Origin of the sequence: Hymenobacter rubidus, from assembly GCF_016734815.1 — a bacterium.
GTDB lineage: Bacteria > Bacteroidota > Bacteroidia > Cytophagales > Hymenobacteraceae > Hymenobacter > Hymenobacter rubidus.
On the sequence record NZ_JAERQF010000026.1, the window covers coordinates 34,971 to 59,412 of the forward strand.

The following is a 24,442-nucleotide window of genomic DNA, read 5'->3' on the forward strand; positions in this document are numbered from 1 at the left end:
GCACCGGCTGAATTCATGCTGAAATTATTTGCGCGCAACGGTAAAAATATATTCAGTATTTCGGCTAGCTTTGAGGCCATTATATACCCGTTTTGCGCTCTACCACTACATCGCGCGCTACTGTTATGTTGCGACTTCTTTGCCTGCTTGCGCTGGGCGTTCTGGGCTCCCTTCGGTGTTTCGCGCAGGATAAGCCCTACCTGCCGTACTACTCCCGCGATACGACCCAGCTCTACCAGCTGGCCGTGGCGCAACGCAACGCCGTGAAGGCGTATTTTGTGGTGCCCAAAACCGGCAGCGGCGACTACCGCGACCATTACCGCCGCGTGGTGCAGGAGGCGTCCGACGACGTGTACAATTCCATTCGCTACTCGGCCCTGCTCGACCCCGTGGTGGAGCCGTTTGTGCAGCAGGTGTTTGCCCGTATTGTGCAGGCCAACCCGCAGCTGCCGGCCGGTACCCGCCTGGTGCTCACCCGCAACCCCGAGCCCAACGCCCACGCCGTGGGCAACGGCACGGTGATGCTCAACATTGGCCTGCTGCCCCGGCTCGAAAACGAGAGCCAGCTCGCCTTTATTCTCTGCCACGAGCTGGCCCACGTGGCCTGCCGGCACATGGAAAACGGCTTGCAGGAGCGCCTGATGGCCTTGCACAGCAAGGAGCTGAAGCGCGAATTCCGGCGCATTGTCAATTCTGAGTACAACATCAGCTCGCAGGTGAAGGCGCTGGTGCTGGGCTTTTCGCTGAACAATAACTACCACCGCCGCCAGTTTGAGAAGCAGGCCGACTCGCTGGGGTACGTGCTGCTCACCCATACCCGCTACGAGGCCCCGCAGGCCTACCGCGCCCTGCAGCTGCTCGACACCATCGACGAGCCCGAAAACCCCGCTGCTATTCCGCTGAACACTTATTTCAGCTGCACAGAATTTCCCAAAACCTTCGGGGCGCCGGCCAAGCCGGCGTCAATTTTCACGGTGAAAGCGGCCGAGCAAACGGTGCTCGAAACCACCGATACCCTCAAGTCGCACCCCGACTGTGGCAAGCGCATGCGCTTTGTGCAGGCCCTGGCCAAGGGGCAGGTGGCCGACGGACCGCAGCCCGCCAGCCCGCCGGAGTACGCCCGCATTCGCGACGCCAGCCGGCTGGAAGTCATCCAGGGCTGGTTCGACTACGACTGCTACGACCATGCCCTTTTTGATGCCTTGCAGCTGCTGCCCCAGCAGCCCCAGAATGCCTACCTGCGCTCGGTGGTGCAGCTGAGCCTGTACGAGCTGCGCCAGCACATGCAGGACCACACCTATTTCGAGGTCGTTTCCAATATCTCGACCCACAACGCACCTTCGTTCAACGCCTTGCTTACCACGCTGCACGCGCTGCATCTGGAAGATTTTAAGGGCTTGAGCACCTGCTTTGCCCAGGCCGATGCCCCGGCGGTACCCACCAACGAGTATGCGCTGGCGGGGCACTACGCTGCCAGCGCGCTGGCTGCCGAAACCACGGCGCCGCCCGTGGTAGCCCTCAAAACGCAGTACCAGCAGCAGTACGCCGGCGGGCGCTTTGAGAAGCTGCTGTTTCCGGTGCCCAAGCCGGCTGCCAAGCGCCGCTAATGCTGTTTCCAACGATTACTTCACACCTATTGCCCACCTTTTACTTCCACACGTTCATGCAGTTTACCAAACGCACGGTCTTGGCGGCCCTGCTCACCCTGGCGGCCCCGGCAGCCTTCGCCCAAACCAAAACCCTCGACGGCATCCAGAACATGCACCGCTCGGCGTTGTCGCCCATTTATGACGGCAATGAAGTGAAGGGCTACGTCATGTTTGCCAAAGGCGATAAGGCCGACCGCAAAAACGACAACTACCTGCTCGACCTCTACGACCAGGACTTGGCCAAGGTATCGACCATCACCATCCAGAAGCCTTCCGGGCGGTACACGCTATTGAAAAACACGTTCAACGGCTCGGCGTTTGCCTTCTATTTTTATAACGGCAACGACAAAACGCTGGAAATCGAAACCTACGACACCAGCCTGAAAAAGCTGGGCAGCAAGCTCATCGGCGAGCTGTCGAAGGGCGACCTGCGGGTGCTGGCCATGCAGGCGCAGGCCGTCGACCCGGCCGCTGGCGGCATGATGCTGGGGCTGAACCTGTTTCCGGTGCCCGGCCTGGGGTTCGTGCGCAACGGCTACACCGGCGGCATGGCCAAGGGCTATACCCTGGCCATTTACGACAACAAGCTGGGCATGCATTGGCGCATCACCTCCCCGGAGGACGCCAAGCAGTATGAGTCGCTCAGCCTCACCGAAGCGGCCGACAAGTACCTGCTGGGCACCATGCTGCGGCGCGACGGTCTGCTGTCGCGCAAGGTTACGTCTTATATGATTGTGCTGGAAGCCAAGACGGGCAAGAAGCTGCTCGATTTGCCGGTGGAAACCAGCGCCACCGAACAGTTGTCCCTCAGCTCTTTCACCTTCGACGCGGACAAGCGCGAGTTTGTGGCGGTGGGCGAATATTACAAGCTCGACGACAAGCCGTTCGTCAATAAAAGCCAGGGATTCTACGTGAAGCGCTTCGACGAAGCGGGCAAGCCTGTGAGTACCAAAAACTACGGTTGGCAAAACGAAGTAGCGGCCCTCATGCCCGCCGAGGCCAAAGCCAGCCTGGAAGACAACTACGTGAACTACAACCACGCCATCGTCAAGGGCGCCAACGGCCGGATGTACATCGTGGCCGAGCAGTTTAAGATTGTGGGCAATGCCCTGGGCATCGCGGCGGCTGCTTTGAATAGCGGTGGCAATTCCAGTGTTTCCAAGGGTAAGGTGGGCAACATGTTCGTGTTCGAGCTAGACCCGCAGGCCAAACTGTCGAGCGTGAAATTTTATCCCAAAACCGTTACCAACGCCACATTGCCCCCCGGCACGGGCTTTATGGGCGCCGGGATGCTCGGCCAAATCATGAAGTACCAGGGCGATTTCGACTACCAGTTTCTTCAGAAAAACGCCGATAACTCGCAATTCAACGTGGTGTATGTGAACTTCGATAAGGAGAAGGGCGAATCGGCCAAAACGTACGTGGGCAACATCGGTTTTGGCGACAACGGCAAATACGTGGTCGACAAAATCGAAATGCCCAGCGGCCCTACCTTTTCCTACCTCTACCCGGCCAAGCCCGGCTACGTGATGATAGCCGACTACTATCGCAAGAAAAGCCAGCTGGGCATGAAGCTGGTGAAGCTCAACATCTGATGTTGACGCTTAATACCTGCGAAAAGGCCCGGCAGATGCCGGGCCTTTTTTATGCGCTAAAGCCTGCCCGTTGGCAGCAGGTAGCCAGCAGGGAAGGCGGCAGTGTTTCGCTAAGGCCGCGCGGTGTTGAATAGGGCCCCGCTTTCGAGCAGCCGGGCGCCTCGGGCCAACAAATCGGCCTGGGCTGCCGCCCATCCCTCGGCCGAAATGGCGCGGGTGGCGTCGGTGATGACGATGGTGGCGAAGCCAGCGGCCAGCGCATCCAGCGCCGAGTAGTACACGCAGTAGTCGGCGGCCAGGCCGGCTACGTACACTTCCGTCACGCCCCGGCCGCTTAGGTAGGCGGCCAGGCCGGTGCTTTTGCGGTGGCCATTGTCGAAGAAGGCGCTGTAGCTGTCGATTTCTATGTTGGTGCCCTTGCGAAAAATGGCCTCGATGCGTTCGGTTTGCAGGGCCGGGGCCAGCTCGGCGCCGGGGCTGGCCTGGGTGCAGTGGTCGGGCCAGAGCACCTGGGGCAGTCCGTGCAGGTCAATCTGCTCGAACTGCTTGCGGCCGGCGTGGCTGCTGGCAAAGCTCTGGTGCCCCGCCGGGTGCCAGTCCTGGGTGGCCACCACCAGCTCAAACTGCGGTTGCAAGGCATTCACCAGCGGAATAATGGCGTCGCCCTCGGGCACGGCCAGCCGGCCGCCGGGCAGGAAATCGTTCTGAATATCGATGAGCAGGAGCGCTTTCATAGGTGTATGAGGCAAGGGTTAGGACACCAAAGGAACGTCGGGCGGCGCTTGAGTGGCAAAAGAAAAACCAAGCATTTGCCCGGCCAGTACGTTTACGTAGCCAGCGGCGTCATTTCAACGCTCAAACCTTATGTCCGACCTTCAGAATCAAATTATCCTCGTTACCGGGGCCACGTCCGGCATTGGCGAAGTCACGGCCACCGAGCTGGCCCGAATGGGTGCGCACGTCGTGCTGCTGGCCCGCGATGCCGCCAAAGCCGCCGCCACCCGGCAGAAAATCAAAGCCGCCGCCGGCCACGACCAGGTCGACATTCTGCTGGCCGACCTCGCCGACCAAAGCCAGGTGCGCCGCGTCGCGGCCGAGTTCAACGCCCGCTACCCCCGCCTCGACGTGCTGGTGAACAACGCCGGCCTCATCCTCGGGGCCGCGCGGCAGGTGTCGCCCGAGGGACATGAGTTGGGCCTCGCCACCAATCACCTGGGCCCCTTCCTGCTCACCAGCCTGTTATTCGACAAGCTGAAGACCAGCCCAGCCGCTCGCATCGTGAACGTGGCTTCGACCGTATACCGCATGGCCCGGCCCGATTTTGCTGATTTTCAGGCAACCCAAAGCTACGGCGCGCTGGCTGTGTACGCCAATACCAAGCTCTACAACATCCTGTTTACGCAGGAGCTGGCCCGCCGCCTGCGCACCCACGGCATCGGCAACGTGACGACCAACGCGCTGCATCCGGGGGTGGTGGCCAGCAGCTTCGGCAGCGGTGCCAATGGCCTGATGAGCCTGTTTGTGCAACTGGGCCGGCCCTTCATGATTTCGACGGAAAAAGGTGCCGAAACCAGTATTTTCCTGGCCTCCTCGCCCGCAGTGGCGGCCACCAGCGGCGGCTATTTCGATAAGAAAAAGCCCGAGGCGGTGAAAAATCCTTTCAACACCCCGGAAAACGCCCGGCGGCTGTGGGAGTTGAGCGAGCAGCTGACGAATACCACTTTTCTGGACTAGCCTGGTTATTTGGCCGGGTCGGCGGCGTTGAGGACGGCCGACCATTCGGCCTCTGTGCGGGGCTTTTTCGCGGCGGCGGTTTTTAAGGCATCGCTGAGGGCGGGAGCAGCCGTTTGGAGGGCTTTAAGACTCAGCTTCACCGGCGTGAGGGTGCCTTCGGGCGTGCGCAGGTAGTAGAGCGACTCGTCTACAATCTCATCCGGCGGAATCCCGTTGCTGGCGAATCCCTGGAAACTGTCGCTTTTAATTTTTTTCTGATAGTGCTTCAGCAGCGCGTAGCGGCCTTCGTGCAACACCTCCACGTAGTCGCGCTGCCGGAAGCGAGGGGCCTCCTCGAAACGGCGAAACAACCGCTGCCGGGCCGGCCCCAGGTTGGAAGCCGGCTCGTTGAGTACAAACGAAGCCACCTGGCGGTCGTCAAGCTCAATAGAATCCTGCGAAGGTTCGGGCTGGCGCATGATGAGGCGATGTTCCAGCACGTCGTACTTCAGCAGCATAGGGCGCAAGGACAGCTTATTGTTCATCAAAACATTGGCGATTAGCCACTTGTCCTCGGCAAAAGGCGAGCCGATGAGGTTGGGGCGGCGCGTTAGCAGGTGGGTGGCGCCTTTGGTCAACTCGTTGATATTCGCGTATTCGTTGGAACTGACACTGCTGTAATCGCGCTGAGCCATGGGGACGCCCCCGAGAATCTGGGCATGGGCACCGGTGCTGATGAGCCCCAGGCCCAGCAGTAGGTAACGGAGTTTCATAAGAAATAGGAGTGGGAAGGTGTAGGCCAGCAATTTACACTTTTTCCCTAATCCTACTATACCGCACTATGCTGGTTTGCTGGCCCTGTGTTGCAGCGCCCGCCACTCGTCCTCCAGAATGCCCATTTCCACCAGCGTCCAGTAGCCGTCGCCGTGTCGCACCACGTCGCGTAGGCGGCCTTCTTCCCGGAAGCCGCACTTGAGGTAGCAGTTGATGGCCGCGTGGTTGAAATCGTACACGCCCAGGCTGATGCGGTGCAGCTTCAGGTCCTCGAAGCCAATGCGGAGCAGCGCCCGCACCATGCCCTGGCAGATGCCCCGGCGGCGCTCCGAAGAGTTGCCCACCAGCACGCGGGTGATGCGCCCGGCCCGGTCACGCTCGCTGATGCCGCCCAGCGAAATATGGCCCACCGTGACGCCGGTTTTGGCGTCCACGGCCTTGTAAATGAACACGTCCGGGTCGTGCATATTGTTGGCGCCTTCCACGTACCACGCCAGGCCCGACTCACTCAGCGGAAACGAAAACATCGAGCCGCTCCATTCTTTCATCAGGCGCTCGTCGTCCACCCATTCCATGAGCTGAGTAAAATCGTCGGTGGTGAAGGGTTCCAGTTTAATCATAGCAAAGCAGGGCGTGGGCGCGGCAGTAAGCACGGCAATAAGCCCGCAAGGTAGAGCCGCCGGCGCCTTGTCTGCTCAACCATCCGGCGGGTTGCTTGTTAGCGGCCTGCTTTCCCTGCTCAATCCTTTCTTTATGAATCTTGCCACCAACACCATGCTGCTCACCGGCGGCGCCTCGGGCATCGGGCTGGCGCTGGCCGTCCGTTTTCTGCAAGCCGGCAGCACGGTTATCATCGTCGGCCGCCGCGCCGATAAGCTGGCCGAAGCCCAGCAGCGCTACCCCGGCCTCATCACGCGCCAGGCCGACGTGGCCGATGCCAGCGAGCGCGCCGCGCTGGTTCGCTGGGCCACCACCGAATACCCGGCTCTCAACGTGCTGGTAAACAACGCCGGCATCCAAAACCGCATCCAGCTGGCCAATGATGCCACTACCGATTGGGAAGAGCGGCGGCAGGAATTGATTATCAACGTAGAAGCGCCCATTCATCTGGCTACGTTGCTGGTGCCCCACCTGCGCGAGCAAGCCAATCCGGCCATTATCAACGTCACGTCGGGCCTGTCGTTTGCGCCGGCGGCCTTTGTGCCCATCTACAGCGCCACCAAGGCGGCGCTGCATTCGTTCACGCTTTCGCTGCGCCACCAGCTGGCGCCCGTGGGCATTTCGGTGCTCGAAATTGTGCCCCCGGCCGTCGATACCGACCTCGGCGGCCCCGGCCTCCACACCTTTGGCGTGAACGTGGACGAGTTTGCCGATGCCGTGATGGCCCGCCTGGCAACGGGCGAGCAGGAAGTCGGCTACGGCTCCTCGGAAAAGTCCCGGCTGGCCTCCCGGGCCGAGCTGGACGAGCAATTCCGAATGATGAACAACCGGTAGCGGCACGAACACTAGTAGAACGGTCATGCAGAGGCAGAGCATCTATACCTCGATACCAATCCGGTCACTCCAACGAAGCGGTAAAGATGCTTCGCTGCGCTCTGCATGACCGTTTCTTCAGTCAGCTATAATTCCTCTACCTCAAGCGTCCAGCCGCAGGGCTAGGTGACTGCGTTCGCGCACTGCTGCCGTTAGGGCCGAGTCGGGGGCGAGGGGCTGGCCGAAGGATGGTACCAGCTGCCGGAACCGGGCCTGCCACTCAGCCGAAGCAGCCCGCTCGGGGAAGCACTTCTGCACCAAATCGAGCATGATGGCCACGGCCGTGCTGGCGCCAGGCGAGGCCCCCAGCAACGCCGCGATGGAGCCATCGGCGGCCGTCACCATCTCGGTGCCAAATTCCAGCACGCCGCCCTGCTTCTTGTCCTTTTTGATGACCTGCACGCGCTGGCCGGCCACTTCGAGCTGCCAGTCGTCGGGGTTGGCCTGGGGGTAGTATTCGCGCAGCGCGGCGGTGCGTTCCTGCGGCGATTGCAGCACCTGGCCGATGAGGTACTTGGTCAGGCCCAGGTTGCGGGCGCCGGCGTAGAGCAGCGGCCGGATGTTGCCCAGCTCAATGGAGCGGAACAAATCGGTGTACGAACCCTTCTTCAAAAACTTGGTGCTGAAGCCGGCGTAGGGCCCGAAAAGCAGCTCCTTGCGGCCGTTTATCTGGCGCGTGTCGAGGTGGGGCATCGACATGGGCGGGGCGCCGAGGGCGGGCTTGCCGTACACTTTGGCCTCGTGCCGGGCAATTACGGCGGGGTTCTGGCACTTCAGCCACTGCCCGCTCACGGGGAAGCCGCCAAAGCCGTTGGCCTCCGGAATGCCCGATTTTTCGAGCAGCGGCAGCGAGCCTCCACCGGCCCCGATGAACACGAAACGAGCCCGTGCAATGACTTTTTCGCCGGTGGCCAGGTTGCGGATTTTCAGGCGCCAGATGCCGTCGTCTTTGCGCTTGAAGCTTTCCACCTCGTGGCCCAGGTGCAAATCGACGCCCGGCAGGCCCTTGAGGTAGTTGGACAAGCTGCGGGCGAGGGCCCCAAAATTCACGTCGGTGCCAATGGCCATGCGCGTGGCCGCCACGGGCTCGGCCGGGTCGCGGCCGTCCATCACCAGCGGAATCCACTGAGCAATCTGGGCCGGGTCTTCGCTGAATTCCATGCCTTGGAACAAGGGCGAGTGCAGCAGCGCGGCGTGGCGCTTGCGCAGGTATTCCACGTTGGCCGCGCCCCACACGAAGCTCATGTGCGGGATGGTGTGAATGAAGGCAGTAGGGTCGGGGAGGAGGCCTTCCAGCACCAGCGAGGCCCAGAACTGCTTGCTCAGCTCAAATTGCTCGGCAATTTTATCGGCCTTGCTGATGTCGATGGAGCCATCGGGCCGCTCGGGGGTATAGTTGAGCTCGCAGAAGGCCGAGTGGCCGGTGCCGGCGTTGTTCCAGGCGTCGGAGCTTTCGGCGGCCACGGCGTCGAGGCGCTCGTAGCCGGAAACAGTCAGGTTGGGGTCGAGGGTTTTGAGCAGCACGCCGAGGGTGGCGCTCATGATGCCCGCGCCAATAAGCAGGACGTCGGAAACAGGTTTGGCGGAGGTTTGGTCCGTTGGGGTCATAGCAAAAATCAGGAAAATGGCCTGAGGCAATACGGCAGACAGCCGGCGGGGGCTATTTGTTGGCGAAAAAACCAGCGGCACTACCTTGCGCCTCCCTACGCCCATTTTCTTGTTGCTCCAATGGTCCGCGAGGCGAAGCAGGCGCGTAGTGGGTGCTTCCGTCGCCCGTTTTTTAGCTCCATGCCCGATTTAGACCTGCCGCTGCTGCCCCTGCCCACCCGCGCCGACCCGGCCGATGCCACGGCCCCGCGCCTGCTCATTCTCTACACCGGCGGCACCGTGGGCATGGCCCTGAACCGCAGCAACGAGCTGGTGCCCATGAAATTCGGCCGCATCGACCACAAGATGCCCGACCTGGCCCGCCTGCCCCTGCGCCTGGCTATGCTGAGCCTGCCGGCCCCCATCGACAGCAGCAACGTGATGCCCGCCGACTGGCTGTACTGGGCCCAGCTTATTGGCCGGCACTACCCCGATTTCGATGGCTTCGTCATCTTGCACGGCACCGACACCATGGCCTATTCGGCAGCGGCGCTGAGCTATGTGCTAAAGCATTTGGGCAAGCCCGTGGTGTTTACCGGGGCGCAGGTGCCCGTGGGGGCCAGCCGCTCCGATGCCCAGCGCAACCTCGTCACGGCCCTGGAAATAGCGGCGGCCCGCCACTCCCGCGCCCGCACGGTGCGTGTGCCCGAAGTGTGCGTGTTTTTCAACGACGTGCTCATCCGGGGCACGCGGGCCAAAAAAGTGGAAAGCCACCAGTTTGCCGCCTTCAAAAGCGAAAACTACCCGCCGCTGGCCCGCGCCGGCATCGGCCTCGAATTTGACGACAAAAGCATTCGGCCGCTGCCGGCCGCGCGCCTGCAGGTGCACACCCGGCTCGAAACGGCTGTGGCTGTGCTGCGCCTGTTTCCGGGCATCACGGTGGCGGCGGTGCGTGCCATTTTGGGCATTCCGGGCCTGCGGGGCTGCGTGCTCGAAACCTACGGCTCGGGCAATGCGCCCACGGCCCCGTGGTTCCTGAATTGCCTGGCCGAGGCCCGCCAGCGCGGCGTGTGGCTCCTGAACGTGAGCCAGTGCGAGGAAGGCCGCGTGGTGCAGGGCAAGTACGAAACCAGCTCCTACTTTGCCGAAATGGGCATCATTGGCGGCGACGACATCACCACCGAAGCGGCCGTGACCAAGCTCATGTTCGTGCTTGGCCTCGACGTGAGCGAGGCCCGCACCCGCGAGCTGCTGAGCCAGGATTTACGCGGCGAAATCACCCCCTGATTTTTCGCTGTCAGTTGCTGGTTGTCAGTTGCCAGCGTTTGAGCGACGGATAAAACTGTCAACCGACAACCAACAACTGACAACTAGCTTCTATCTTTGCCCCATCAACCGCCAACCTTGAGGGGTGTCCGAGTGGTCGAAGGAGCACGCCTGGAAAGTGTGTATGGGTCAAAAGCTCATCGTGGGTTCGAATCCCATCCCCTCAGCAAAAAGCCCGTTTCTGTGATGGAAACGGGCTTTTTTATGCGCTGCGCGGGCGAGTCATTTCGGCTGGGCAAAGAAATTCTATTCGCACGCCGTGATGTGTGAGTGCCGCATGATGTTCGTGCCAGTCTTTGTCGGCCGCATTCACTACCGGCGGGTTGGCCTCATGCGTGAGTGCCGCCGCCACAAACTTGCGGTCTGACAGGTCAAAACTGGCCAGCTCGGTGGCGTTGGGAAAGGCCACGAAGCTGCCATCCTCATCCAACTCCAACGCGACCTGCTCGCAATGCTGTGGATTATAGGCCGCCTGCTCTCGCACCCAGCGGTAAAACTGGTCGCCCGCTCCCGGCTGCCCACTATAGTTGCAGTGGCGCGCATACTCGGTTAAGATGTGCTCGGCATCGTCCAGAACAAGTATTTCGCCGGCTACGAGCCGCTCCAAGCGCTCCAGAGTGGCCAGTACGCAGGCCGGACTAGCGTCCGATTTCGCGTTGGCTACCACCAGCACATTGGTATCAATGAGGTAGTGCATGGCTTATGACTGGCGCATCTTGCGTTTCATCTCCGCTTTGGTGCGGGCAGCGGCTTCCTCAAAGGCATCGCCGAAAAAGCCTTTGGGCCAATTGTGAATGTTGCCATACTCATCCAACTGCAGCGTGGTTAGCTCTGAGCGCCCCGCCTCAATATGGGTGAAATATAGCTTCACTGCCGCCGGGTCGATGGCTGTATCGGGCTGCAAAGTGTTTTCGGCAATGCGCCGTTGCAGGCGCTGCAACAGGTGTTCGCTGTGGCTTTCGAGCACAATCTGGAGCTTGCGCCGCTTGATGGCGTCAATGAACACATCGGCCAGCCCCGCTTGCACCGCCGGGTGCAGGTGAATCTCGGGCTGCTCCAGTATCACGGTGCTGCCCTCCGGCACATAAAACAGCAGCACCAGGACAGGAAGTATCTGCGACACGCCAAAGCCCACATCCGTTAGAAACACGCTCGCCGACTCCGCCGTCCGCTGAATTCGCACCTCGTATTCCTTGCGGTTCGGCGCAATGGGCTGCACTTTGAAGGAGTAAATCAGGCCCAGCTCTTTCAGCCAGTGCGCGACGTGTTCCTCCACGGTGCGCTTGGGCTGGTCGGGGCCCATGTCGATGGTCGGGCCCTGGTTACGAGAGGAGAGGAGGGCGGCCACGGCGCGTTCGCCGCGGTTGCCGACACTTTGGGTTTGCTCTCCTGCCCAAACGTAAAGGCGGCTGGGGTATTCCCTGAGTGGTCCTAAATAATGAATACGATTGAATAGTTCTTCTAACTCGTAAGGTAAATTATTCTCTAAATGAATATCGTCAAAGGCAATGCTGTTAAAGCTTATATATTGATTTGCACTATAGAATTTAAGAGGCTTAACTAGCGGGCCGTTTTTTTCAAATCCAGATTTATGCTGTGAATAGCTGTAAAGCTTGTGGTATAATTCATCTAACACCAAAGGCACTATTCTTACGCCTATAACTTCATTGTCAACAGTATATTGGAAACTTTTAAGCTGAATATTATCACTTGAGCGCATTACATCCGCCTTGAAGATTAATGGTTCATGCACCCAAAATTCATTATCAGCATTCAGTTCTTCATGAAAGAATACATTAGCAGCCTTCCAAGTAAATTCGAAACTCAATACACCTGGGTCTTGGTGTTGATGAAGAATATCATACATCGTCCCCAAGTCCACATACGACTTATCATCCCCTAAATGCAGCACCCGCGACCGGTCCGACGACTCCACCGTCTGTTTTAGCATGAGCAGGAATTGCAGGATGCTGGACTTGCCCGAGGAGTTGGTGCCGAAGAAGCCGGTGAGGCTGCCAAAGGCAATATCGCCGGTGTCCTGCCAGGACTTGAAGTTTTGGATGCGCAGCTTTTCTAACATGGTGCGAAGGAAACGAACAATCGGTGAATGCCACGAACGGTAACCAACTGCCCGCCCCAACCTGAACCCTAAAAACCCGTTACCTTCCCGGCGCAACCTCCTAACCCCCGCGCCCTCTTATGACCCCAACTCCGACGCCTCCTACCGCCGCCGCTGGTGCGGTAGAAAAAGACAACAAGCGCATCACCACCGGCTGGACCTTCTACGACTGGGCCAACTCGGTGTATCCGCTGGTGATTACCAGCTCGATTTTCCCGATTTACTGGTCCAGCGTCATCAAGGATATTACCCACACCGACAGCGGCCAGAGTCCGGTGAGCTTCCTGGGCATGCAGGTGCCGGGCTCGTCGCTGCTGAACTACGCCATTTCGGCCTCGTTCCTGCTCATTGCGCTAGTAAGCCCGTTCCTAACGTCGCTGGCCGATTTTTCGGGGCGGAAAAAGTTGTTTCTGCAGGTGTTCTGCTACATCGGGGCCATTTCCTGCGCGGGGCTTTACTTCTTTGATACCTCCACGCTCACCATGTCAACGTTCATTTTCATTGCGGCCACGGTGGGCTTCTCGGGCAGCATTGTGTTTTACAATTCCTATTTGCCTGAAATCAGTTCCGAAGAGAAATTCGATTCGCTCTCGGCCAAAGGCTTTTCGATGGGCTATGTGGGCTCAGTTATTCTGTTGATTATTTGCCTGGTGATAAATCAATTTCCCGAAAAGCTGGGAATTACCGGCGAACACGCGCACGAAACGGCTGCTAAAATATCGTTCCTCCTCACCGGTATCTGGTGGGCCGGCTTCGCCCAGATTCCCTTCGCCACCCTGCCGCCCGACCGCGGCCGCCCAGCCGATGCCCCCGCCGCCGAGGGCGGCTGGCTGCTCAACGGCTTCCGCGAGCTGGGCAAGGTCTGGGACCAGCTCAAGCAGCTGCCCAACGTGAAGAAATTCCTGCTCGCCTACTTCACCTACAACATGGGCGTGCAAACGGTGATGTACGTGGCTACCCTCTTCGGCACCGATGAGCTGCACCTCGAATCCGGCGCGCTCATCCTCACCATTCTGCTGTTGCAGGTGGTGGCCATCGCGGGCGCTTACCTGTTCGCCAAGCTCTCCGAGCGCATCGGCAACACCCGGGCCCTGAGCTGGTCGGTGTTCATCTGGATGCTGATTTGCATTGCCGGCTATTTTGTGCAGGCCGGCTGGAGCTTCTATGCGCTGGCCAGCGTCATCGGCCTCACCATGGGTGCCATCCAGAGCCTGAGCCGCAGCACCTACTCCAAGATTATTCCCGAAAACACGCCCAATTCGGCCGCCTTCTTCAGCTTCTTCGACGTGACCGAGAAGCTGAGCATTGTTATCGGCACGGCCACGTTTGGCATCATCAACCAGGTCACGGGCTCGATGCGCAACAGCCTGCTGGCGCTGATTGTATTCTTCATGCTGGGGCTGTATTTCCTGCTCCAGCTGCGCGGCAAGAAGCTGCGCGAAGATTCACTCGGCCCGGTAAGCGTGCCCGGCCCGCCGCCCGCCTCCGCCGCTGCCGAAATGGGTGCTCCGATGACGCGCTAGCCGCCAATTGGCTTACTTTGCGCTTCCCATTCTCACCCTTTTGAGTCCCATGTACACCTCATCCATTCAGAAAAACATTCTGGCCGAGCTTAACCACGAGCTGGCCCAAACCCGCCGCATCCTTGAGCGGGTACCCTACGACAAAGCCGACTACAAGCCGCACCCCAAAAGCATGAGCCTGTGGCAACTGGCTAGCCATGTGGTAAACCTGCTGGCTTTCAACACCCTTTTCGTTACTCACGACTCGCGCGACTTCCTCGACCCCAACGCACCCAAGCCCGGCCCCACCACCACGAGCCTGGAGGAACTGCTGGTCCGCTTCGACGAATACAGCGCCACCCTGAAACAAGAGCTGCAGCAGAGCGACGATGAGAAGCTGACGCAAAAATTCAAGCTCCACCGCGGCGAACACGTGGTATTCGATTACCCCAAAGCCACCGCTATCCGCATCATGGGCCTCAACCACAGCATTCACCACCGCGGCCAGCTCACGGTGTACCTGCGTTTGCTCGACATTCCCGTGCCCGGCCTCTACGGCCCCAGCGCCGACGAGAAGCCCGGCGCGTAAGCCAGCGGTTCCTTGCTAAAAGTCATGCTCATTCGGGCATGACTTTTTTTGTGCCTTCTTTCGCCCGTGATTTCCCTTCCTTCCGCTTTTTTGCGACTGTCCGCCATGCGCTTCTTTTGCCTCTTCCTCGGTTTCCTCTGGTTCCGCACCGCATTGGCGCAGCCCACGCTGCCGGTGCCGCGCAACCTGCAAGCCACCTATGCCAAGGGCACCCGCAGCCCTACCGGCCAGCCCGGCCCCAACTACTGGCAGAACACGGCCGATTACGACCTCAACGTCACGTTCGACCCCAGCACGCGCCGCGTGGCGGGCACCGTCGAAATCCGCTACCTCAACAACAGCCCCGATTCCCTGAGCCAGCTCTGGTTCAAGCTCTACCCCAACCTGTACCAGAAGGGAGCGCCCCGCAGCAAATCCTTTGCCCCGGAGGATATCGGCGACGGCATCAGCCTTTCGGCGCTCAGCATCAACGGCGAAACCTTTGAGGTGGGCAAGCTGGCCATCGAGGCGACAAACATGGCCGTGCCCCTGCGCCGGGCCATCGGTACCCATCAGGCGGCCACCATCAAAGCCACCTACTCCTACATCCTCAACAAAGGCTCGCACCAACGCACCGGCGAGATTGAGCCGGGGGCTGACTTCGTGGCCTATTTCTTCCCGCGCATTGCCGTGTACGACGACATCGACGGCTGGAACAAGGTGCCCTACACCGGCGACCAGGAGTTCTACAACGACTTCTGCAATTTCAAAGCCGCCATCGCCGTGCCCAAGGACTTCGTGGTGTGGGCCACCGGCGACCTGACCAATGCCGACCAGGTGCTGACCAAAAAGTACGCCCAACGCCTGCGCGACGCCGAGCAGAAGGATGCCGTCGTTTCCATCATCAGTCCCGAGGATGCCAAGCGCCGCGACATCGTGGCGCCTAACGCCCAAAACACCTGGCGCTTCGAGGCGAAGAACGTGACCGACTTTGTGTTTGCCACCGCCGACCATTACGTGTGGCAAAGCACCAGCCTGGTCGTTGACCCCACCACCAAGCGCCGCACCCGCGTCGATGCCGTGTACAACACCAAGCACGAAGACTACAAGGAAGTTATCAACTACAGCCGCAAAACGGTGGAGGCCATGAGCTACACCTTCCCGAAGTGGCCCTTTCCCTACGCCCACGAAACGGTGTTCGACGGCCTCGACCAGATGGAATACCCGATGATGGTGAACGATAACCCCACGCCCACCAGCGAAGACGCCATCGAGCTGACCGACCACGAAATCTTCCACACGATGTTCCCCTTCTACATGGGCATCAACGAAACCAAGTACGGCTGGATGGATGAGGGCTGGGCCACCATCGGCGAGTGGCTGATTTCGAGCATCATCGACCCGAAGCTGGACGACGACTACGGCGTGGCCCGCTACGCCCAGTACGCCGCCACCGAAAGCGACGCACCCATCGTCACGCTCAGTACCCAGGAAAGCGGCATGTCGTTCTTCCTCAATTCATACCCCAAGCCGGGCATGGGCTATTTATACGTGAAGGACCTGCTGGGCGACGAGCTGTTCACCAAAGCCCTGCACACTTACATCCGCACCTGGAACGGCAAGCACCCCATGCCCTACGACTTTTTCAACTCAATGAATGCCGGCGCGGGCCGCAACCTCAACTGGTTCTGGCAGCGCTGGTTTTTCGACGGCGGCTACCCCGATTTGGCCATTGCCACCGTCACCAAAACCGCCACCGGCTACGACCTCACCATCCAAGCCAAAGGCACCAAGCCCGTTCCCGTCGACCTCACCCTCACCTTTGCCGACAACACCACCCAGAAAATCCACCGCAGCATCGCCGTCTGGGAAACCGGGGCCACGTCCATCACCATCCCCGTCCTCACCAAGCAGCCGCTGAAGCGCGTGACGCTGGGCGCTACGCTGGTGCCGGACAGCTATCCGGCGGATAATGTGTGGGAGGGGAAGTAGGTTTAGCCCCAGCGGGGCGACATATCGGTAGCTAGCACCGCCACCGAAAACCCCTAAGCCCCAGCGGGGCGACACGAACGGTATAACGATTGGTGTCGCCCCACTGGGGCTTTAGTTGTTCAGCTGTCTTAGCCTCTACCAATATGCCGCCCCGCTGGGGCTACCCAATTACTACTTATCCTACACCATTATATTACTAATATCCCGCCACCAGGGCGGCCGAATTGCCTCCCAATTCCCTCGCATGGCCAACACCTACACACAAATTCACCTGCACATTGTCTTTGCTGTGCGAGGCCGGGCATCGCTGATTCCCGTGGCGCACGCCGAGACCCTGTACCGGTACATGACTGGCATTATCACCCAGCAGGGCCAGAAGCTGCTTGTCATAAACGGGATGCCCGACCATTTGCACATTCTTATTGGCCTGCGGCCGGACAAGGCCCTTTCCGACTTGATTCGGGTGGTGAAGGCCAGTTCCTCCAAGTTTATCAACGAGCAAAAATGGTTACCGGGTAAATTTGCCTGGCAAGAAGGATTTGGCGCATTCTCCTACGGCGCGTCCCAATTACCAGCGGTTATCAACTACATCGAGCAGCAACAGGCGCACCATGCGAAGCGGACGTTTGCCCAGGAATACGAGTTGCTGTTGCAGCATTTCGGCATTGAATACAATCCCGCTTATGTATTTATGCCAGTTGATGACGGAGGCTAATGGCGCAACAGCCGTGCCGCCCCGCTGGGGCTTCATTCGCTTATCCAGTTCATTCTACTACCAATATGCCGCCCCTCCGGGGCTTTTCTTTCTATCTTTGCCCGCAGTGATGGGTCGCCTCACCGCGGCGCCTTCGGGCGACGAGGAAAGTCCGGGCAACGCAGAGCACCCTGCTTCCTAACGGGAAGGACTGGCAAGTATAATGCGAACCAGGACAGCCAGTGCCACAGAAAAGTACCGCCGTTCTCATTTAACAATTAACATTCATCATTTAACAAAATGTCTGATTATCAGGACGACTGTTAAATATTAATTGATAAATGTTAAATGAAAAAGGTAAGGGTGAAAAGGTGCGGTAAGAGCGCACCAGCGGGCGGGTGACCGTCCCGGCTGGGTAAACCTCAGGGGTTGAAAGACCAAATAAGCTGGTAGGCGGCAAGCTGCGCAAGCAGCTTGCCGCACCGGGCGGCTCGTCCGGCGCCAGCGGGTAGGTTGATGGAGCCTTTCCGCGAGGACTGGCCTAGATAAATGGTGAGGCAGTGGCTTCGGCCACGGACAAAACCCGGCTTACAGACCCATCACCCAACTACAAAAAAGGCCACTCCCGCTCAGGAGTGGCCTTTTTCTATGGTAGCGCTAGTGGTTTGCCGCTCTACTTCTTCGCTCCGGTGCGCACGGCCTTCACTTCGGCCACCGTCACGGCGCTGGCTTTGTTGCCGAAGCCATTGCGGATGTACGTCAGCACGTCGGCCATTTGCTGGTCGTTGAGGTAGGTCTGGGCGGGCATTACGCCGTGGTATTCCTCGCCGTTGATGTCCACCCCTTTCAGGCCGTTGAGGAGCACGCCGATGAGGCGGGTTTTGTCGCCCAGCACGTAGTCGGTTTTGGCCAGGGGCGGGTTCAGGCCGTCCACGCCGAGGCCATCGGCCTGGTGGCAGGTGAGGCAATTTTGGGTGTAGATGGACTTGCCTTTGAGGACGGCGGCCGAAGAGGCCGCCACGGCTTTTCGGGCCGGTGCTTTTGGGGCCGGCTTTTTCTGGGCCAGGGCGGGGCTGCCGGCCAGGGCCAGCAGCGCCAGCAGAACGAGGGACTTTCTCACGGGCAGGCTTATTTCTTGGTGTACATGATGCGGTAGATGGTGCCGGCCTTGTCGTCGCTCACGTAGAGCGAGCCATCCGGGCCCTGGGCCAGGCCGCAGGGCTTGTGGTCGGCGCGGCCGCTGGCCACCTTCTCCGGCGAGCCGGCAAAGTTGTCGGCAAACACTTCCCAAGGGCCGCTGGCCTTGCCATTTTTGAAAGGCTGAAACACCACGTAATAGCCTTTCTGGGGCTCGGGCGCCCGGTTCCAGGAGCCGTGGAAGGCAATGAACGCGCCGTTGCGGTACTTCTCCGGAAACATAGTGCCGGTGTAGAACAGCAGGCCGTCGGGGGCCATGTGGGCGGGGTAGGCGGCGGCGGGCTCCAGGTACTTGGGGTCGGCCAGCTTCTTGCCGTCGCCGCCGTACTCGGGGGCCAGGATTTTCTGGTGCGTCAGGCCGTTGTAATACAGGAAGGGCCAGCCGGCGTTGGCGCCCTGCTTGATTTCATAGAGGCACTCGGCGGGCAGCTCGGCCGATTGCTTGGTGTCGTACATGGCCGGGAAGATGTCGTGCAGCTGGTCGCGGCCGTGCTGCATCACGAAGAGCTGGTTGTTCTGCTGGTTCCAGTCGAGGCCCACCACGTTGCGCAGGCCGGTGGCGTAGCGCATGCCGCTGCCGTAGGTCTGCCCCGCCTTGTCGGCCCGGAACCGCCAGATACCGCCCGCCGAATCCAGAATCGGGCAGTTCTGCCGGCCCATCGAGCCCTTTTCCCGGTCTTTCACCTGGCAGGAGTTCGAATAGGCGCCCACGTTCACGTAGATATTGCCCGCGTTGTCGAGCACGATGGACTTGCTCTCGTGCTCGCCGCGGTTCAGCAGGCCCGTCACGATTTTTTCGGGCTGGGCAGGGTTTTCCACTTCGCCTTTGGCGCTGAGCTTGTAGCGGTACACGTCCTCATCGGACGAGGCGTAGAGGTAGCCGCCCTTGGCGTAGATGCCCGTGCCGCCGTAGCTGCCGAAGCCACCCGCCACGGTGGCTTTGCCGGTGGCGGTGGGGTGTAGCTCCAGAATGCCCTTGCCATCTTTGGGCCGGTTCAGCTTCACGAAGATGTTGCCTTCGGGCGTCACGGCCAGGTGGCGGGCGCGGCCGCCGGTTTCGGCCACTACCAGCGCGCCGAACCCGGCCGGCAGCTTCAGGCCGGCGTTGTTGGGGTCGGGGGCGAGGGTGGGTTTGGAAGTGAGGGAATAGAGGCCAAGGCTGCTGGCAAGCGCGGCCGTGAACAGCAATGGGCGGGACAGGTTACTTTTCATGTAAACGTGGTTGAGGAATTGACGCTATACGGCGAAGGTAGCTGGCAGATGTAACCGCGCCAGCCGTTTTTTGTGAGGGAAGCTTTAGCTTGCCGTCCGAATTCCCGTATCACTGCCAGCGCTGCCCCCTGCCGCCCAGCTAAAGCTTCCCTCACAACCATGCCCCGCATCCTCATCATCGACGACGAAAAAGCCATCCGCAACACGCTGAAGGAGATTCTGGAATTTGAAGATTATAAAGTTGACCAGGCCGAAGACGGCCCCGCCGGCCTCGACATGCTTATCCAGCAGAAGTACGATGTGGTGCTCTGCGACATCCGCATGCCCAAAATGGACGGCCTCGAAGTGCTGGAGCGCGCCCAGAAAATGGGCACTGAGGCGGCCTTCATCATGGTTTCGGCCCACGGCAGCATCGATACGGCCGTGGAAGCCACCAAGAAAGGCGCCTACGACTTCCTGCCCAAGCCCCCCGACCTCAACCGCCTGCTCGTCACCGTCCGCAACGCCCTCGACCGAACCAAGCTCGTGACCGAGAGCAAGACGCTGAAAAAGAAGCTGTCCGTCACTTCCAAGGGCTCCGAAATGGTGGGCTCCTCGGCGGCGCTGGGCGCCGTGCGCAAGGCCATCGAAAAGGTTGCTCCCACCGATGCCCGCGTGCTCATCACCGGCCCAAACGGCGCCGGCAAGGAAATGGTAGCCCGCCAGCTGCACGAGCTCAGCCCCCGCGCCCAGGGCCCGCTGGTAGAAGTAAACTGCGCCGCCATCCCGTCGGAGCTGATTGAGAGCGAGCTGTTTGGCCACGAAAAAGGCTCTTTCACCTCGGCCGTGAAGCAGCGCATCGGCAAGTTTGAACAGGCCGACGGCGGTACGCTCTTCCTCGACGAAATTGGCGACATGAGCCTCTCGGCCCAGGCCAAGGTGCTGCGCGCCCTGCAGGAAAACAAAATCACCCGCGTGGGCGGCGAAAAAGAAATTTCGGTGAACGTGCGCGTCCTCGCCGCCACCAACAAAAACTTGCTCCAGGAAATCGCCGACCGCAACTTCCGCGAAGACCTCTACCACCGCCTCTCGGTCATTCTGATTCAAGTTCCCGCCCTCAACGACCGCCGCGAAGACATCCCGGAATTAATTGGGAAATTCCTCAACGACATCGCCGCCGACTACGGCACCAAGCCTAAGAAAATCGACCCCGCCGCCTTGGAATACCTGAAAGGCCTGGACTGGCGCGGTAATATTCGCGAGCTGCGCAACGTGGTGGAACGCCTCGTGATTATGAGCGACGACACGATTTCGGAAAGCGACGCGAAGGCGTTTGCGGGGAAGTAGAAAACAGCCGCATTTGGTAGGAAAGGCAGCGCCCGAATCAATTGATTCGGGCGCTGCCTTTCCTACTGCTACGTGGAACAACTTTAAGAAACAAGGCATTTAGAGCGGTTTTCAGGTCAGTATACAGTCGATGGAAGTAGCGCGAACTTTGTAGTTCGCGTCCCTGCACAGATTGTAAACGTTGAAACGGCGCGGGCACGCGAACTACAAAGTTCGCGCTACGGTACACCAACCCGAAAACTGCTCTAAAAACATCCGCTCCATTTACTTCCTGCTGTTCACCGCGGCTTTTGTCAAGGAAACATAAACCTCAGCCTGAAGTTTCCATATATTGTGGGTCTTTCGCCACATAGCAGAATAATTGCCGCCTTTGATAGGCAAATTTGTTGCCGTCCATTTTCCTGTTTCCCAGGCTAGGCTATCGGTTTCACTGATAATGATTTCTTGTGGTGTCCGAACATAAATAACATTGGGTCTTGCAGCAAGGGACCGTGACCACGCAGCAATACAAGAGTCTTTACCCACCCGAATAGAGCCATTCCCAGCTACAACAACAAAATCATCCCGCCAATGCCTGGCTATGCCGGCAACATCATGTTCAGAAATGGATTTATTCGATGCATCTCTTTCCGCTTTAATAGCTACAATATCATGTTGTTTTTGAGATTGAGCTGAAGCTAATTCAGCGCAAAATGAAAGAAAAAGAACGAGTGCTATTTTTTGCATACCAAATTTTCAATAATGAAGTTTTTGAAATTTCGGCTAACGTTACACGGCTTTGTGATGTGCGGGTATTCCGTGTTTCACAGTTTAAATTTATTACATAAGTCAATAGAATTGCAATTGCTCAGCGCTTATTCATCAGCCACCATATTGCAAAGCCGATGTTAGCAGCTGACCTTTTTCATAGATGCTGTTAGCCTCTGTTGTGTTTAGTGCCTTTCGTCTTGCTACAAAGTAAATAGCAAATCCGGTGGTTATTAAAGGGAGTACAATGCCAAATTCGTCTATATACCATGGGGTTGTTGCAATGTTTTTTGTAAGCGGCGTAAATATTTGCTGAATATATAGATTGTGTGTGGCGTGAAGTATCATGCCCGGAAACAAGCTGCCGCTTTTAATAGTAAACCACGTGAAAATAAAGCTGGAGGAAATAATCATAACCGTAAAACAGGTTAAACCATACCAAAAGGGGGTACCGTTATTATAATCTCCAAATATCAAAACAGTATAATGCCACACTGCCCATATGATGCCAACCGTAAGAGATGTTTTGATGAAGCCGTACTTGTTGTAAAGTTCAGGTGTTAGAAACCCTCGCCAGCCTATCTCTTCACCAAGCGCATTTGCAGCGGTTCGGAATAAACCAAACGTTCCTGTCATGAGCACAAATAGAGGAATAACCCAATTTGAAGAAAGTGAAGAAATACCGAAAGAGGTAGCAACTCCTTTTACGAAGTCAGCATTATAAAACTTTCCGAAACCAACTGTCCAAATGATGACGTAGGTAATCAGCGAGTAAAGAATGGGAATAAAAAAGGCGCTTATTAGGTATTTGGGCTTTGGCCATCTCCATAATAGGCTATTAATAGGTTCCTTACATATGTGTTTTGTCAACAATGCAGCAATGGCTGGACACCACATCGCTGCTGTAGTAAATAGCCTTTCAGCATTACCCGAGACTTTCAAGAGGACAGAAGTGACGTCAAAAATCCCAGTCATGAGAAATGTCAAAGCAAGAAATATCCACACTTTTTTAGAGAAGAATTGATTGCCTTCGTTTATCATAAGCATTGGTTTTGGTTTGCCGCTAACGCTAACATTAGGGTTGCCGAAACCGGCGCCCTGTAGGTTTCGGCAAGCTGCGCTATGTACGCAACGTCCCTTCGGGAAGCATGCCACCGTCGGCAGTGTTTGCGAAACAAGATAAGTTGCAAAGCGCTTGTCCGCAACTACACCAATTGATTGCATCCCCGCACATCTGAGTTATCCATCCGGCCCAGGACCTCAAATGAGCCATCCTCGTGCATGCGCGCCAAATCCTTCGTTTCAATAAAAGCGCAGGAATCAATATTGGCCAAGTCAATCACATTGATGGCGCCATCGGCTCTATCGCCAATCGAAAACGGGTCCGAGGGGTCGCGTAGCAGCACCCGCAGCGGCGCAGGGCAGTGGAAACGGCCGTCGCCCAGCGAGTAGGCCTGGCTAAGTAGCTCCGTCATGCCGTACTCGGAATGAATGCCGGCCGGCCCGAAGGCCTGTTGCAACTCCTGGTGCAACTCCTCCCGAATCATCTCGCGGCGACGGCCTTTCATGCCACCGGTTTCAAGCACGGTGAGGCCTTGCAGCTCCGGCGCGGGGCCAGCTTCCGCCGCAAAATCCAGCAGCGCGTAGCTCACCCCAATGAGCATGACACGGCGGCCGGGCACCTGTTTCGCCTCGGCCAGCGCGGCGCGTAGGGCGGCGTGGTCGTGCAGGAAAAAGGCCGGTTGCGTCTGGCCCGATTGCCGGGCGAAATAGTCCACCATGGCCACCAGCGAGGAATTGCCCTGCTCGAGGTAGGAGGGGAGCAGGGCCAGAAATATCCAGCCGGTGAGGGGGCCGTAGTAGTGCTCGAAGATGCGGGCGGCGTTTTCGCGATACAGCGCCGGCTCGCGCACGAGGTGGCGGCTGCGCTGCTGCAGGGTGGTGCCGCTGCTCAAAAAGGTTTCTGCGGGTTCCCAGGCAGCCGGGTCGGTGCGTATTTCGTGCGTCTTGAAGAACTCAATAGGCAGGAATGGAATATCCATCAGCCGGGCTATAGTGGCGGGGTCGCGGCGCAGTTGCGCGAGGTAGGCGGCGTAGGGCGGGCAGTGCGCGGCCTGGTGCCGAAACAAGGCCAGCGCGGCCGCCTCAAACGTGGCGCTGGTGACCGAAGGCAACCCGCGCAAAAAATCCTGCCGGAAACTCATATCCAGATTGTGTAGTTAGTTGCGGTAATTGCAGATACCCACCGAACCAACGCGGGCTGCTATTCGTTGAAAAAAATGTACTTTGTGGCAGCATCGGCCGTTGTGCTCCTGAATCTTCACTCCCTCTATTTATGAACCTGTTGCGTACCCTCGGCGGCGCTGCCCTTTTCTGTTTGGTGGGCGCCAGCTTCAGCAGCTGCCTCAGTGCCCCAGACTATCCAATAACGCCTCACATTGAGGCCAATTCCGTGAAAGTTATACGCCTGAATGATATCAGGTCTGGGCTACGGGATTCCATTGAAGTAGCGCTGAATTTTGAGGATGGCGACGGCGACCTGGGCCTGAGTCCTACCGATACAGCCGGCGCGTTTGCGTACAACAAGGGGCGCAACCGCTACTACGAAAACTATTTTATTCAGCCGTACTACAAGAATCGGCAAGGTGTCTTTGTTCCGGTTATTTCAACCATCACGCAAAACGGTCGGTTTCCACGTTTGACAAACGCGGATGCGCGTCCCGGTCCTATTAAAGGGGTTTTACGACGGGCAATCGGAATTTCGCTGATTGACACAGCCTACAGTGTGCGTCCCGGCCGGGAGTACTACTTCAAGGTGAGCATTGCCGACCGGGCCCTGCACGAAAGCAACGTGGTAACGACCGAAACAGTGAAGCTGTAGCAATCGGAATCAATTGCTACACAAAAC

General features: G+C 58.6%; 22 protein-coding genes, 1 tRNA gene and 1 other RNA gene. 13 read left to right on the forward strand and 11 right to left on the reverse strand.

Translation table 11 applies throughout. The features are described from left to right. Window positions 1-125 precede the first annotated feature (125 nt). Entirely contained in the window at window positions 126-1,607 is a 1,482-nt protein-coding gene (locus JKL48_RS16355) for a M48 family metallopeptidase (protein WP_201984650.1), read from the forward strand. A gap of 56 nt (window positions 1,608-1,663) precedes the next feature. Further along, window positions 1,664-3,244, forward strand: a complete 1,581-nt coding sequence (locus tag JKL48_RS16360; RefSeq protein WP_201984653.1) for a DUF6770 family protein — start codon at window positions 1,664-1,666, stop codon at window positions 3,242-3,244. Window positions 3,245-3,354: 110 nt separating this feature from the next. On the opposite strand, the gene pncA is transcribed toward JKL48_RS16360, so the two are convergent. Beyond that, a complete protein-coding gene (gene pncA / locus JKL48_RS16365) occupies window positions 3,355-3,978 on the reverse strand; it encodes a bifunctional nicotinamidase/pyrazinamidase (RefSeq protein ID WP_201984656.1) in 624 nt (207 codons plus the stop codon). 130 nt (window positions 3,979-4,108) lie between these two features. Here pncA and JKL48_RS16370 point away from each other — a divergent pair, with 130 nt between their 5' ends. Next, entirely contained in the window at window positions 4,109-4,978 is an 870-nt protein-coding gene (locus tag JKL48_RS16370; protein WP_201984668.1) for an SDR family NAD(P)-dependent oxidoreductase, read from the forward strand. A gap of 5 nt (window positions 4,979-4,983) precedes the next feature. Here the strand turns inward: JKL48_RS16370 and JKL48_RS16375 are convergent, their stop codons facing one another. Together JKL48_RS16375 and JKL48_RS16380 are read right to left on the reverse strand one after the other, a co-directional pair. After that, a complete protein-coding gene (locus tag JKL48_RS16375) occupies window positions 4,984-5,730 on the reverse strand; it encodes a hypothetical protein (RefSeq protein WP_201984671.1) in 747 nt (248 codons plus the stop codon). 66 nt (window positions 5,731-5,796) lie between these two features. Then, window positions 5,797-6,351 (reverse strand): GNAT family N-acetyltransferase, encoded by a 555-nt coding sequence (locus JKL48_RS16380; protein WP_201984674.1) that lies wholly within the window; start codon window positions 6,349-6,351, stop codon window positions 5,797-5,799. A 133-nt stretch (window positions 6,352-6,484) separates the two neighbouring features. On the opposite strand from JKL48_RS16380, the gene JKL48_RS16385 reads away from it, so the two are divergent. Next, the gene (locus JKL48_RS16385) at window positions 6,485-7,225 is read left to right on the forward strand and encodes an SDR family oxidoreductase (protein ID WP_201984688.1); all 741 of its coding nucleotides are present in this window, start codon (window positions 6,485-6,487) and stop codon (window positions 7,223-7,225) included. 141 nt (window positions 7,226-7,366) lie between these two features. On the opposite strand, the gene JKL48_RS16390 is transcribed toward JKL48_RS16385, so the two are convergent. After that, entirely contained in the window at window positions 7,367-8,977 is a 1,611-nt protein-coding gene (locus JKL48_RS16390) for a malate:quinone oxidoreductase (RefSeq protein WP_262896006.1), read from the reverse strand. A 75-nt stretch (window positions 8,978-9,052) separates the two neighbouring features. Between JKL48_RS16390 and JKL48_RS16395 the strand changes: the two genes are divergently transcribed. After that, entirely contained in the window at window positions 9,053-10,138 is a 1,086-nt protein-coding gene (locus JKL48_RS16395; protein ID WP_201984693.1) for an asparaginase, read from the forward strand. 118 nt (window positions 10,139-10,256) lie between these two features. Then, window positions 10,257-10,344 (forward strand) — tRNA-Ser (locus tag JKL48_RS16400). A 35-nt stretch (window positions 10,345-10,379) separates the two neighbouring features. Here the strand turns inward: JKL48_RS16400 and JKL48_RS16405 are convergent. Together JKL48_RS16405 and JKL48_RS16410 are read right to left on the reverse strand one after the other, a co-directional pair. Beyond that, the gene (locus JKL48_RS16405) at window positions 10,380-10,874 is read right to left on the reverse strand and encodes a PDC sensor domain-containing protein (protein WP_201984695.1); all 495 of its coding nucleotides are present in this window, start codon (window positions 10,872-10,874) and stop codon (window positions 10,380-10,382) included. Between the two features lie 3 nt (window positions 10,875-10,877). Further along, window positions 10,878-12,257, reverse strand: a complete 1,380-nt coding sequence (locus JKL48_RS16410) for an AAA family ATPase (RefSeq protein WP_201984698.1) — start codon at window positions 12,255-12,257, stop codon at window positions 10,878-10,880. 119 nt (window positions 12,258-12,376) lie between these two features. Between JKL48_RS16410 and JKL48_RS16415 the strand changes: the two genes are divergently transcribed. The 5 genes from JKL48_RS16415 to rnpB all read left to right on the forward strand — a co-directional run bounded on the left by JKL48_RS16415 (window position 12,377) and on the right by rnpB (window position 17,659). After that, window positions 12,377-13,819: an MFS transporter gene (locus JKL48_RS16415; RefSeq protein WP_201984701.1), complete on the forward strand. Its 1,443-nt coding sequence runs from the start codon at window positions 12,377-12,379 to the stop codon at window positions 13,817-13,819. A gap of 49 nt (window positions 13,820-13,868) precedes the next feature. Continuing rightward, the gene (locus tag JKL48_RS16420; RefSeq protein WP_201984705.1) at window positions 13,869-14,387 is read left to right on the forward strand and encodes a DinB family protein; all 519 of its coding nucleotides are present in this window, start codon (window positions 13,869-13,871) and stop codon (window positions 14,385-14,387) included. 105 nt (window positions 14,388-14,492) lie between these two features. Continuing rightward, complete coding sequence (locus JKL48_RS23435) at window positions 14,493-16,358, forward strand: M1 family metallopeptidase (protein WP_201984708.1); 1,866 nt, start codon at window positions 14,493-14,495, stop codon at window positions 16,356-16,358. Between the two features lie 244 nt (window positions 16,359-16,602). After that, entirely contained in the window at window positions 16,603-17,073 is a 471-nt protein-coding gene (gene tnpA / locus JKL48_RS16430) for an IS200/IS605 family transposase (protein ID WP_201984712.1), read from the forward strand. Window positions 17,074-17,179: 106 nt separating this feature from the next. Further along, window positions 17,180-17,659: RNase P RNA component class A (rnpB, locus tag JKL48_RS16435), an RNA gene on the forward strand. 66 nt (window positions 17,660-17,725) lie between these two features. On the opposite strand, the gene JKL48_RS16440 is transcribed toward rnpB, so the two are convergent. After that, complete coding sequence (locus JKL48_RS16440; RefSeq protein ID WP_317191958.1) at window positions 17,726-18,172, reverse strand: c-type cytochrome; 447 nt, start codon at window positions 18,170-18,172, stop codon at window positions 17,726-17,728. Window positions 18,173-18,180: 8 nt separating this feature from the next. Continuing rightward, entirely contained in the window at window positions 18,181-19,461 is a 1,281-nt protein-coding gene (locus JKL48_RS16445; protein WP_201984715.1) for a PQQ-dependent sugar dehydrogenase, read from the reverse strand. Between the two features lie 159 nt (window positions 19,462-19,620). Between JKL48_RS16445 and JKL48_RS16450 the strand changes: the two genes are divergently transcribed. Then, a complete protein-coding gene (locus JKL48_RS16450; RefSeq protein ID WP_201984718.1) occupies window positions 19,621-20,787 on the forward strand; it encodes a sigma-54-dependent transcriptional regulator in 1,167 nt (388 codons plus the stop codon). A gap of 264 nt (window positions 20,788-21,051) precedes the next feature. On the opposite strand, the gene JKL48_RS16455 is transcribed toward JKL48_RS16450, so the two are convergent. The 3 genes from JKL48_RS16455 to JKL48_RS16465 all read right to left on the reverse strand — a co-directional run bounded on the left by JKL48_RS16455 (window position 21,052) and on the right by JKL48_RS16465 (window position 23,738). Next, window positions 21,052-21,513: a YybH family protein gene (locus JKL48_RS16455; RefSeq protein WP_201984721.1), complete on the reverse strand. Its 462-nt coding sequence runs from the start codon at window positions 21,511-21,513 to the stop codon at window positions 21,052-21,054. A gap of 135 nt (window positions 21,514-21,648) precedes the next feature. Continuing rightward, window positions 21,649-22,758: a CPBP family intramembrane glutamic endopeptidase gene (locus JKL48_RS16460; RefSeq protein ID WP_201984723.1), complete on the reverse strand. Its 1,110-nt coding sequence runs from the start codon at window positions 22,756-22,758 to the stop codon at window positions 21,649-21,651. Then, window positions 22,740-23,738 (reverse strand): acyl-CoA synthetase family protein, encoded by a 999-nt coding sequence (locus tag JKL48_RS16465; RefSeq protein WP_201984725.1) that lies wholly within the window; start codon window positions 23,736-23,738, stop codon window positions 22,740-22,742. Before JKL48_RS16465 ends, JKL48_RS16460 begins: the two co-directional genes overlap by 19 nt. A gap of 248 nt (window positions 23,739-23,986) precedes the next feature. On the opposite strand from JKL48_RS16465, the gene JKL48_RS16470 reads away from it, so the two are divergent. After that, the gene (locus JKL48_RS16470) at window positions 23,987-24,415 is read left to right on the forward strand and encodes a hypothetical protein (RefSeq protein ID WP_201984727.1); all 429 of its coding nucleotides are present in this window, start codon (window positions 23,987-23,989) and stop codon (window positions 24,413-24,415) included. Window positions 24,416-24,442: the final 27 nt, after the last annotated feature.